Source organism: Maribacter sp. (assembly GCA_020629415.1).
GTDB lineage: Bacteria > Bacteroidota > Bacteroidia > Flavobacteriales > Flavobacteriaceae > Maribacter > Maribacter huludaoensis.
The window spans coordinates 123,418-134,960 of the sequence record JAHDDL010000005.1; the positions used below are offsets into that span (position 1 = coordinate 123,418).

12 protein-coding genes are annotated in these 11,543 nt (G+C 35.1%); 6 read left to right on the top strand and 6 right to left on the bottom strand.

Annotation, left to right across the window (positions count from 1 at the left end):
* The first annotated feature begins 55 nt into the window (after window positions 1-55).
* On the top strand, window positions 56-1,651 hold the full coding sequence (locus QZ657_RS03915; RefSeq protein ID WP_366934150.1) for an ArnT family glycosyltransferase: 1,596 nt from the start codon (window positions 56-58) through the stop codon (window positions 1,649-1,651).
* Here the strand turns inward: QZ657_RS03915 and QZ657_RS03920 are convergent.
* The 4 genes from QZ657_RS03920 to QZ657_RS03935 all read right to left on the bottom strand — a co-directional run bounded on the left by QZ657_RS03920 (window position 1,648) and on the right by QZ657_RS03935 (window position 5,557).
* Window positions 1,648-2,547, bottom strand: coding sequence for a lysylphosphatidylglycerol synthase transmembrane domain-containing protein (locus QZ657_RS03920; protein WP_291965099.1), 900 nt, complete (start codon window positions 2,545-2,547; stop codon window positions 1,648-1,650). The two genes, QZ657_RS03915 and QZ657_RS03920, sit on opposite strands and share 4 nt — an antisense overlap.
* Complete coding sequence (locus QZ657_RS03925; RefSeq protein ID WP_276471984.1) at window positions 2,531-3,490, bottom strand: glycosyltransferase family 2 protein; 960 nt, start codon at window positions 3,488-3,490, stop codon at window positions 2,531-2,533. The genes QZ657_RS03920 and QZ657_RS03925 overlap by 17 nt, the downstream gene beginning before the upstream one ends.
* Window positions 3,491-3,576: 86 nt before the next feature.
* Window positions 3,577-4,563 (bottom strand): methylmalonyl Co-A mutase-associated GTPase MeaB, encoded by a 987-nt coding sequence (meaB, locus tag QZ657_RS03930; RefSeq protein ID WP_291965101.1) that lies wholly within the window; start codon window positions 4,561-4,563, stop codon window positions 3,577-3,579.
* 85 nt (window positions 4,564-4,648) lie between these two features.
* Window positions 4,649-5,557 (bottom strand): aldose epimerase family protein, encoded by a 909-nt coding sequence (locus QZ657_RS03935; RefSeq protein WP_291965102.1) that lies wholly within the window; start codon window positions 5,555-5,557, stop codon window positions 4,649-4,651.
* Between the two features lie 104 nt (window positions 5,558-5,661).
* Here QZ657_RS03935 and QZ657_RS03940 point away from each other — a divergent pair, with 104 nt between their 5' ends.
* Genes QZ657_RS03940 through QZ657_RS03950 form a run of 3 tightly spaced genes read left to right on the top strand, consistent with a single transcriptional unit; the run spans window position 5,662 to window position 8,189 of the window.
* Window positions 5,662-6,207: an RNA polymerase sigma factor gene (locus QZ657_RS03940; protein ID WP_291965104.1), complete on the top strand. Its 546-nt coding sequence runs from the start codon at window positions 5,662-5,664 to the stop codon at window positions 6,205-6,207.
* The gene (locus QZ657_RS03945) at window positions 6,191-6,772 is read left to right on the top strand and encodes a hypothetical protein (protein WP_291965105.1); all 582 of its coding nucleotides are present in this window, start codon (window positions 6,191-6,193) and stop codon (window positions 6,770-6,772) included. The genes QZ657_RS03940 and QZ657_RS03945 overlap by 17 nt, the downstream gene beginning before the upstream one ends.
* Window positions 6,744-8,189: a hypothetical protein gene (locus QZ657_RS03950; RefSeq protein WP_291965107.1), complete on the top strand. Its 1,446-nt coding sequence runs from the start codon at window positions 6,744-6,746 to the stop codon at window positions 8,187-8,189. Before QZ657_RS03945 ends, QZ657_RS03950 begins: the two co-directional genes overlap by 29 nt.
* Here QZ657_RS03950 and QZ657_RS03955 read toward each other — a convergent pair whose 3' ends face one another.
* Both QZ657_RS03955 and msrA read right to left on the bottom strand, forming a co-directional pair.
* A complete protein-coding gene (locus QZ657_RS03955; RefSeq protein ID WP_291965109.1) occupies window positions 8,190-8,924 on the bottom strand; it encodes a sugar-binding protein in 735 nt (244 codons plus the stop codon). It lies immediately after the preceding gene.
* A gap of 214 nt (window positions 8,925-9,138) precedes the next feature.
* Complete coding sequence (gene msrA, locus QZ657_RS03960) at window positions 9,139-9,846, bottom strand: peptide-methionine (S)-S-oxide reductase MsrA (RefSeq protein ID WP_291965111.1); 708 nt, start codon at window positions 9,844-9,846, stop codon at window positions 9,139-9,141.
* A 101-nt stretch (window positions 9,847-9,947) separates the two neighbouring features.
* Here msrA and QZ657_RS03965 point away from each other — a divergent pair, with 101 nt between their 5' ends.
* Both QZ657_RS03965 and QZ657_RS03970 read left to right on the top strand, forming a co-directional pair.
* Entirely contained in the window at window positions 9,948-10,631 is a 684-nt protein-coding gene (locus tag QZ657_RS03965; protein WP_291965113.1) for a peptidoglycan DD-metalloendopeptidase family protein, read from the top strand.
* Between the two features lie 479 nt (window positions 10,632-11,110).
* The gene (locus QZ657_RS03970) at window positions 11,111-11,347 is read left to right on the top strand and encodes a hypothetical protein (protein WP_291965114.1); all 237 of its coding nucleotides are present in this window, start codon (window positions 11,111-11,113) and stop codon (window positions 11,345-11,347) included.
* The last annotated feature ends 196 nt before the right edge of the window (window positions 11,348-11,543 follow it).

Below are 11,543 nucleotides of genomic sequence, written 5' to 3' on the forward strand. Positions count from 1 at the left end.
TAATCTAAGGTACTGGTTTTTAATAGTTGTAATTTTTTTGGTATACGTTGCAGGCATGTTTGTGACGTTATTTGAGAATGATTCTGCACAGTTTTCTGTGATGGCCATGAGAATGGTACAGGAGAATGATTTTTTTAGCCTCTTTAAAGGCACTGAAGAGTATTTGGATAAGCCGCATATGCATTACTGGCTTGCCGCTTTATCATATAAAATATTCGGTATTCATGAATGGTCTTATCGTATTCCGGGAATTTTGGCCACGCTATTGGCCGCCTACAGTTGTTATGGATTGGGCAGTCTGTTGTATAACAAGCAAGTAGGTAGGCTAGCTGCATTGATATTTATGACTGCGCAGACCATAGTTCTGGGAGCTATAGATGTAAGAACCGATGCCGTGTTAACGGGTTTTAGTATTCTAGCTATTTGGCAGTTGACAAAATACATTGAAAAAGGTGGCACATTTTCTATAGCCCTAGGTGCCTTTGCAGCAGGTATTGCATTTTCTACAAAAGGACAAATTGCACTTTTGGTTATTGGCCTGCCCATTTTATGCCATTTGTTCTATACAGGCAAATGGAAAGCGTTTTTAAGCTGGAAAGTGTTATTGGCGCTTTTGGTTTTTGCGGTTACTATTGCCCCTATGTTATATGCCTATTATTTGCAATTTGATCTGCATCCAGAAAAGGTAATACGTGGCAAGGATAATCGTAGTGGTATATTCTTTATTTTTTGGGAGCAAAGTTTTGAGCGCCTTAGTGGTGAAGGGATCGGGAAGAACAGCAGTGATTATTTCTTTTTCTTTCATACATTTCTTTGGGTATTTCTACCTTGGACAATTCTAGGTATCGCTTCATTTTATACTAAAATTCAAGCATTTTTAAAGCAAAGGTTTAAGAACGTTGAAGGTTCAGAATTTTTAACCGTTGGCGGTATTACGTTCATATTTATCATCATTAGTTTTGCGCAATTTAAATTACCACATTATTTAAATATTACTATTCCTCTTTTTGCAATTATAACCGCAGCATATATTTATAAATTATATGCCAACAGCAAGTTACAAACGGTAAAAAGGTTAATGTATGGGCAATATTTTGTATTGAGCATTGTTTTTATTGCGTCTGCCTTAATTTGTTTTTATGTGTTTCAATTACATAGTCTCTTGGCCAACATTTGTTTGGCAACGGCAGCTGTAATGGTGGTATATTATGCTTTAAAACGGGAAAATGTATACGCAAAATTGATAACCATATCGGTCTGTGCCTCTTTACTCTTGAATGCTGTATTAAATCTACATTTTTATCCTAACTTATTGGACTACCAGGGCGGCTCGTCCATGGCTAAGGTTGTTGCCCAAAAAGACATTCCGGTTGATCGTATTTACAAAGTTGGTAGCGACCATACGTGGTCTTTGGATTTTTATAATCAATTTCCAGTTCAAATTACGACACCGGAAGTTTTAAAGAACAAAAAAGATGTTTGGGTCTATGTAAACGATAATGAGATGGCTATGTTACAGAAACAGGGTTTTGACTGGGATTCTCAATTAACGGTAGATCAATTTAGAATTACACGTTTACAAGGGAAATTTTTAAATCCTAATACCCGAAAGAAGGTAACCCGTAAAATGCATCTGTTACATATTTACTAAAGTGGTCCGTCCAAGTTTTTTGTTGCTGTATCTGCCAGTTCCAATTTAATTTTTTTGAAGTGATATAGTACACCAATTAAAGAAACCATAGCGGTAATTAAAAAGAAGAGTACACTTACCCCGACGGATATGTTTTGATCTAGCCCTAAAAATTTTGCACCATAGTAAAAGGTCACTTCACGGCTACCAATGCCACCTAGGGTCAAAGGAACAACTGCTACAATCGACGAAATTAAAAAAATGATGAGATATGGAATCTGATTCGTATCAATATGCAAAGCCAATAGAATAAACCAAATGCTTACCAATTGAGACAATTGTACCAAAGCGGAAAGAACCGTTGTTTTCCAGAAAATTGGTAATACGTAGCTGAAGAATCTCTTATTCAATAACCAAAATACGATTACTGAGAGGGGTATGGCTACAATAAAGAGCCAACGAAATCCTTTTAACAGTTCTAACTCTATAAAAGCAAGCAATGTACAGGCATAAATAAACAGTAGTAACAAACCACCCAAACGATCTAATATAAGAACGCTTACTATTCTTTTGGTTTTAACATCAAAGGTCTTCTTTAAAATATATCCTTTATAAGCGTCACCACCTATACCGCCTGGTAAGAATAGGTTGTAGAACATGCCCAATAAATACAATTTAAAATTGCTTTTATGGGTAAGCATAATAGCAAGCTCACGAAAATAGAGGTTGAGACGTATTGCCCCTATAAACTTGGAAAGGATAAAAAATATGATGGCAAATATCAAGTAATACAAATTACTCTTGATCAATATATCCTTTATTTCACCAACGTTAATTTTCGTAAAGATGAAATATATTAAAACAGCACTGATCAGTACTTTTAATGCGGTAGTAACTTTTTTATTTAACTTGGCCACCTACACTTACTTTTTTAATGCGGTACGGTCGTTTGTTCTGGGATTCATAATAAGTTCGTATTAATAATTCCATTACAATTCCTATTGTAAATAATTGAATACCGGCAAAAATGAACATCATACCCACAGTAAGTAGAGGTCTTGTACCAATATCTTCACCAAAACCGAACTTAACGATCAATAGGTAAATGTTGATAAAAACACCTACAAGTATCATTAATGAGCCAGAAATACCGAATAGGTGAATTGGTCGTTGAAAGTATTTGCGGATAAAAAGTAAAAGCATCATATCTGCAACTACTTTAAATACACGCTCTAATCCGTATTTAGAAACCCCCGCATGGCGTGCGTGGTGTTTTACGGGTACTTGCTTTATTTGTCCGCCTTCAAGAAAAGCCAATAGGGTTATAAATCTGTGCATTTCGCCATAGAGATTTAAATCTTTAGCTATGTCTTTTGTAAATACCTTTAAGGCGCAACCGTTATCCTTTATGTCTAATTTAGTAACACGGCGTACTAGAAAATTAGCAATTTTAGAAGGTATTTTTTTTACTAGGGAGTCTTTTCTTTTTTGGCGAATGCCAGTTACAACATCATACTCACCGTTTACCGCATAGGTAAGCATTTGTGGAATGTCTGACGGGTCGTTTTGTAAATCCCCGTCCATGGTAATAATAAATTCTCCTTCGGCATAGTCAAGACCTGCGGCCAATGCTAAACTTTGACCATAATTCTTCTTCAATTCAATTAAATGAACTTTATCATCCTTTAAGTCTTTTACTACCTTCTTTGTTTTATCCTTAGAAAAATCATCAATATAAATGATTTGATAATCATAGCCTACCAAGCTTTCATGGATTTTTTGTGTCAAAAGAGCCACATTATCTTCCTCGTTATATAAAGGAACAACGACCGAAAGTAGGGAAGTAGTAACAGGTTGCATTGGGTTGTTTTTTGAATAGCTGCAAAGTTATGTTTTTTATCTTTAAGAAAGTGTACATGAACGGTAGTAACATCTTAAAGTGTATACTACTGTTTTAAAGCTTTTAACAGCTTTTCTGCGGCTAAAAAAGGAGAGGTATTTCCGCTGATAACTTCTTTTTTTAATTCTGGTAACATCTCTATGGTCTTTGGGTGAAGATAGAATTCAGATAATAGTTCTTGCTCTAAATACTGAGTCAACCAATTTTCATTTTGTTGTTGTCTGTTGGTCATAAAATAACCTGATGCCTGCATGTCTTTACAGTAGCTGTCGATCAAGGTCCAAACTTCATTTAAACCTCTATTTTCCAGAGCGGAGCAGGTTAGCACTTGGGGAACATAGCCGTTTTCTTTTGGCGGAAACATATGTAGAGCCCTGGCAAACTCCATCTTGGCAAGATTGGCACGTTGTATATTATCCCCGTCCGCTTTTGTAATGACAATGGCATCGGCCATTTCTATAATACCTCTTTTTATGCCCTGCAGCTCATCACCGGCACCTGCCAATTTTAATAATAAAAAAAAATCTACCATGTCATGAACGGCAGTTTCACTTTGCCCTACGCCAATTGTTTCAATTAAAATACAATTAAATCCTGCTGCTTCCAGTATAACGATACTCTCCCTTGTCTTGCGGGTAACACCGCCTAATGAAGAACCAGATGCCGATGGTCTTATATATGCATTAGGATTTTTGACCAGTTCTTCCATACGGGTCTTATCGCCCAAAATACTACCTTTTGTTTTACTACTAGATGGGTCCACGGTCAGTACGGCAACCTTTTTACCAAGATTGGTAAGCATACCTCCAAATTGTTCTATAAAAGTGCTTTTACCGGCACCCGGAACTCCGGTAATACCAATTCTAATAGACTCGTGTTTTTTTGAAATACAACCGGCAATGATCTCGTTCGCAATAATTCGATGCTCTGGTTTTGTGCTTTCCACAATAGTAATGGCCTTACTTACAATAGCAACATTATTTGCGTAGATACCTTTAAGAAATTCTGAAGTTGTAAGATTGGCTAAATTCATTATAATTGCGCTAATACGATATAGGTGGTAACATGCTAAGTATTTTTAGGTATGATAGTTTATACATATACCTTATTTTATTTTCTTAACCTTCAATATCAAATTTAAAGATAGATATGTTATTATAAATATCGCCAGGTCTTAAAACACTTTTAGGAAAATCCGGTTGATTAGGTGCATCTGGATAGTTCTGGGTTTCAAAACAGATGCCGGGGAATTCTTCTGGGGTGTATACCACCAAAGCCGGCTGATTGGTGTAAACTTTCATATGAATACCTGAGGTTTTGGAATGTAGCTCTGCTACTTTCTCATTGCCAATATCCTTAATGAAAACAGTATCGAATCTTTGCAGCCCTATTTTTTTAGGTATTAAAAAATCGAACGCTGTTTTTCGAACAGGCATTATATTTCCGGTAGGTAACAAGTTTTCTTTGGTTTCTAACCGGTAAGGACAATTTAATTGTAATTGATATTCGTCTATGTATGGGTTTTCATCTAATTTAAAATAGGCATGGTTGGTCAGGTTAATTACCGTACTTCTATCTGTTACTCCTTCATAAATTACCTGTAAAGCATTGTTCATTAGCTTATAGGTAACGCTAACGGTTAAATTACCGGGGTAACCTTCTTCTAGATGTTTGCTCGCATAACTTAACTTTACAAACGGTTTGTCACTATTATCCACCTCTTCAATGGTCCAGTATTTTTGATGAAACCCCTCTTTGCCACCATGAAGGTGTACCCCGTCTTCATGATATAGGTGATATCTTTCTCTGTCCAAAACAAATCCGCCTTCAGATATTCTTCCGGCGTAACGCCCTACACTGGCACCTAAAGCATTGTCATCTAGACGATATCTACTTGGATGGTTGTAACCAACAACAACGTTGGTATATTCTCCATCCTCACCTTTTACAAGTAGTTTTTGAATGGTGGCCCCATAATCAAGCACCATAAGTGTTAAAAAGGCATTGGAAATTGTAACTTGTTTCAAAGGGAATATTTAATAGTATAGTGTAAAAATAAAAATTTTTGCAACATTCTAATTTTTATGTCGTCCTTATTATAACAACAATATAAAACCAATCAATTTAACCGATGTTTCAAAGCAATGTCGTAGAGAAATGTAAAGCAAACGACCGCGCTGCACAGTTGCAGTTGTATAGGAAGTATTGTGACGGAATGTACATTGTTGCCATGCGTTTCGTGAAAAATGCGGATGATGCCGAAGACGTGCTACAAGAGTCTTTTATAAAGGCATTTGAAAAATTACATCAGTTTAAAGGTGATGTTACTTTTGGTGCTTGGTTAAAGCGAATAGTAGTAAACAAGAGTATAGATTTTTTAAAATCAAAAACGGACAAGGAGGTTTCTTTAGATGATAGTTATATGCAGGTAATTGATGTAAATGATGATTGGAAGGTGCCGTCAACCATAAGTGTAGAACAGGTAAGATGCGCCATAAATAAATTACAGGAAAAGTATAAATATGTAGTGCTTATGTTCTTATTGGAAGGCTATGATCATAAAGAAATTGCGGAGGTACTTAATATATCTGCCTCTGCCTGTAGAACCAGATTGTCTAGAGGTAAAAGTCATTTAAAAGAATTATTAAAAGAAAAGAATTATGGAACAGGATCTTAGGGACATGTTCAAAAAGGATAGGGAAAAGCAAAAGCAAACCATTAAAACCGGTCATGAGGAGCGCTTTTTGAAAAAACTTGAAGAATCAATGCCGGCAGAACAAAAACCTTTAAAAACTTGGTTAAAGGTTGCGGCATCAGTAGCGGTAATTATAAGTTTGGGCTTAGGTTTTTTATTCTTTACTAATGACGGTAATACTACAACAGTAGTTGATGCTACACCTGCAGAGGAACAGAAATCTGAATTTACTTTCGGTGACCTTTCACCAGATTTAAAAAAGGTGGAGAATTATTACGTTGCCAATATAAATATGGAATTGGCAAAGCTAGAAGTATCACCCGATACCAAAGGGTTGATAGACAGTTTTATGGAGCAGCTCAATAATTTAAATATAGAGTATAAGACGTTGAATACCGAGCTAAAAGAATTAGGGCCTAATGATCAAACCATTACAGCCCTGATAGAGAATTTACAATTAAGATTACAATTATTACAGAAATTAAAAAGAAAGTTGAACGAATTAAAATTATCAAAAAATGAACAGATCATTGACAACAGTATCTAGGCAACTCATCATTGCATTAGGTATATTAACTTCTACTACGCTTTTGGCACAAGAGGAAAGTAAAACATTTCAAGAACGGTTTATTGTGGCAGAAGATGCCGTGGTAAATATCAATACCAGTTATGCCGATATTGAATTTGAAACGTGGGATAAGGATGAGGTGGCCATTTCGGCCACCATTATCCTAGAAGGTGCAACTAAAGAAGAAGCAGAAAACTATTTTAAGAATAGCCCCATTGAAATTTTAGGAAATAGCAAAGAGATCAAGATTTCTTCCAAGTCAAAGAATAACGACTTCTTTGCTAGTTTTGATTCCGATGAATTATTCGATCATGGCGGTATGCGTATAGCGGTGCCGGAAATTGCATCTTTTGTAGTTAGTGTACCAGAAATAGCCCCGTTTCCTGAAATGCCACCATTGCCGCAAACAGAAGCCTTTATTTTTGATTATGAGGAATATCAAAAAGATGGTGAAAAATACATGAAGAAATGGCAAAAGAATTTTGAAAAGAGTTTTGATAAAAAACATCAAAAAAGATTAGAGGAATGGGCCGGGCGAATGGAGGAAACATTAAATGAGGAAAAGCTTGAAAAATATGAGCAAAGACGTGAAAAATTGATGCAGGAAAGGGAGAAGTTAATGGAACAACGTCACGAAGAATTACGGCAAAGACTTGAAGAACGTGAAGAAAAACGCGCTCAGGCAGCGGAAGGAAAAGAAGAACTACGATCTTTTATTAGTACTTCTAGAGTAAATGAAGCAGATGTGCCTAACGTATTTTACTTTTCAAATGAAGGGGAACAAAAGAATTTTAAAATTAAAAAGACCATAAAAATTAGCTTACCAAAGTCTACCAGAATAAAAATGGATGTACGCCATGGTGAGGTTAAACTAGCTGAGAATACCAAAAACTTGAATGCGAACCTATCGCATTCAAGCCTTTGGGCAGTTACTATAGACGGAGAAGAAACTAATGTTTCTGCCTCATATACGCCTGTAAGTGTTCAAAGATGGAATTATGGACGTTTAAGTACTTCTTATTCAGAAGAAATTTTATTATCAGAAGTGGTTCAATTACAATTGCAGGCAACTTCATCTGATGTTACTATAGATAAATTATTTAAAAATGCATTTATAAAGAATGATTTTGGATCGGTGCACGTATTTGAATTGGGAAACGATTTTAAAGACCTGGATGTTAGTGTAAAAAATGGAGAATTAAATGTTACCGTACCAAAAGTAGCTAGCAATATATATATTAAAGGAAATTCATCGACATTAAAATTGCCAGAAGGTTTACAAATGATAGCGACCAAGAATGGCACTACAACGATTCATAAAGGGCATCATATAAAAGCTAATAATGATCGATCTATAGTAATTACATCAGATTACAGCAAAGTAGTGCTTCAGTAGCTATTTTACCAATTGTAATGTCCCAAAAACATTAGCATCTATCCACCCTTTGTTCTTATTTTCTCCTGCTACAAATACAGATCCTATTAAGTTCTCTCGCTTTTCACTATGATCATTATCCGCATAGGCAAGTGCAAAACCAATTTTCTTATTCTCTTTGAGTACTACAGGCTTAATATTCGGTTCATCGTTATATATGCCAGGGTAAACCTTTACAAACATTTCCCAATAGGTAGTATTGCCTTCCGTTAGGTGCTTAGAAATGATATGGTCATTGTATAAGGTAGGTTTTTCGTCAACACCTAAATCCACAACATTACCATCTAAGGCTACATGGTAGGTAAATGCATTATGATTAAATCTATGCTGCCCACCAGAATTATCTTCATCTACATAAACAATGACGCAGTCATCGTTCCACCAAAGTTTTAACGGATCTTCAGTTTTGTCCAAAATAATGTCATCTACTATTTCTAAAAGAATATAAAGTCCGTCCTCGTTCCAGGCAATTTTATACCTACCGTTGTAATCATCATGGTCAAAAGGTCCACCGATCCAATTTTGGTCAATAGGTTTCCAATCCAATAAATTCCAATAGTTTTCTATAGCCCTACCATCTAGAGTAGGAGAGTCATTAATATAGGAGACTGGTGTTACTTGAGAGTTTTTCTTATTACTTACGTTTTTGCATGACACAAGGCCAAAAACGAGTAAAAGATAAATAGTCCATTTCATAATAAGCAGTTGGCGTCTATGATGTAAACACACTATTTACTTAATTATTGTAAGATAATTAGTACTTTGTTATAAGAAGTAATATTTAGTAAAGCTTAAATAACTATTCCAGAATTATATGTAGTAGGGTAAAGTTCAATTTATAAAGGTCGTTATAGAATAAAACAAGCACCTTTTTCGGGGTGCTTGTCTTTATATATTTCTTGGTAAATTTTTAATGTGCACTTTTCTTTAGATAATCTCCAAAGTTTTCTTTAAATCTATTTAATCTTGGTATGGAAACGTTCCTTATGTACGAATTGTTTGGATTGTTCTTTTCATAATCTTGATGATAGTCCTCTGCTTTGTAAAATACCGTATAGGGTATCACTTCTGTAGTAATTGGATCATTGTCGTAAACTTTGTTATCGGTAAGTGCTTGCATATAGCTTTCTATGATTTTCTTTTGCTCATCATTTTTGTAAAAAGCTATAGACCGGTATTGTCTTCCGCGATCCGGTCCTTGTCTATTTAATTGTGTAGGGTCATGAGAACCGAAAAATACTTGAACCAATTGTGTAAATGAAATTACACTGGGGTCGTAATAAACCTCTACAGCCTCTGCATGGTCTGTTTTACCGTAACCAACTTCTTCATAAGTAGGGTTCTTTTGTTTGCCCCCGGCATAGCCGGATACTACTTCCTTAACTCCCTTTACACTTTCAAAAATAGCTTCAACGCACCAAAAACATCCACTGGCAAAATATGCAGTTTCATATTTACTTAATTGTTGTGGGCTCAATTTTACTTCTTCCTCTATTTCCTCTTCTGTTGATTGGATCATTTCAGAATTTTCGGAAATCGTATTTTTTTTGACTTTAGACTGGCAACTGGTAGCTATCATAGTTGCACAGGCCAATAAAGTGACTTGTAATAATTTCATAATAATTTTCTTTTAGCAATTGGTAGGTAATTTACAAAGACCTTACGAGGAAAACGGTTAAAAAATGTTAACGACATTGAAGGAAATTATATTTTTGGGAAATGAATACACTACTAGAAGCTCTTGAGTCTTACTCGGCAGAAACCATTTGCATATTAGATTTCGCTATTTCTGCAAATGCATATGTGGCTTTGGATATTTCTAAGTCCAACAAAGATTTAATAAATCTGGATATTACAGATTACACCGTTTGTCAAGCTTACATAGATAATGTACTTAAAAGTAAACAAGGTGTTATCGCCTACGGTGGATATTTAGAACAGAGAAACTTATATAGTGATAAGAAAGGTTTTACATCAGATACACAACCAATAAGAAATATTCATTTAGGTATGGATTTCTGGCACGCTGCAGGTACTAAAGTAATGGTACCTATAAACGGAAGCGTGCATAGCTTTAAAAATAATACCACCATTGGTGATTATGGACCCACTATTATTTTAGAACATGTTTTAAATGGTATTACCTTCTATACGTTATATGGTCATTTGAGCTTGGCTTCATTATCTGGACTATATATAGGAAAGAATTTTAAGGCAGGAGACGTGCTGGCAACTTTGGGTACACCGGATATCAATGTTAACTACGCCCCACATCTTCATTTTCAAATTATAAAAGACCTGGAAGGTAAGGAAGGTGATTACCCAGGTGTGTGTGCAGAAGCTAAATTATCTTTTTACAAGGAAAACTGCCCAGACCCCAATGTGTTATTGAAATTAGGATAAAGTAAAAAGTTTTAAGTTGGAATATTGAAAATAGAAAATAGAGAATAGAGAATAGACTTGTTGCGAATTGCAAAATCGGTAATACTAGATTGCAAAAGAGAAAATAGCGTATTTAGTAAAGCGAATTATTAGAGCAATTATTAACGTAATATCTTAGTACTTTATACTTATTATTTAATTCTAAAAAACGCGAAGCGTTAAAGTAAGCAACCAACAACCAACCTCTATTTTCTCTATTCTATCCTCTCTTTTCTTTTTTTAAAACTTGAACTTGAACTTGAACTTGCGCTTGATTTTTCGTTTCTCGGTTAACGACATCAATTATCGGTAAGGTGATTTTAGGGCTGTTGTCGTTTGTCGATGAGATTTTACACTTTACCCGAACTTGTGTCAACCAACGAGAATTAGGGGTTTTTCAGCGATTCATCACCTAGTAAAACAAGGCCTGCGGCGTTCTATTATTGTAACAAACGCAAGTCATGAAAACAATAATAGCAACAATCTTCATCATCTTTTTAAGCTTTACTGCTCAAGCACAAAACAATACATCAGATGTAAAAGTTGAAACTATTGAGATGGGCATCGTTACTGAAACTACATTTGAAGTCAAAGAAAACATTTCAACAGAAGTTGCTAGATTATACAAGTTTAAAAACTCAAGAGTTAAAAGAGATTTAAATTTTATAACCAAAGCGAACAAACCTAAAATGGCTTAGTCTTTTAGAATGAAGTATTAAGTAAAAAAGTATTAAGTATATAGTGTATACGGATTATTAGAAAATAGAAAATAGAAGTTAGAAAATAGACTTCATAACAATTATTAATAGAGAATTTAGCGAAGCTAAATTTATTTCTCGCAACGGACAACGGACAACGGACAACGGACAACGGACAACGGACAACGGACAACGG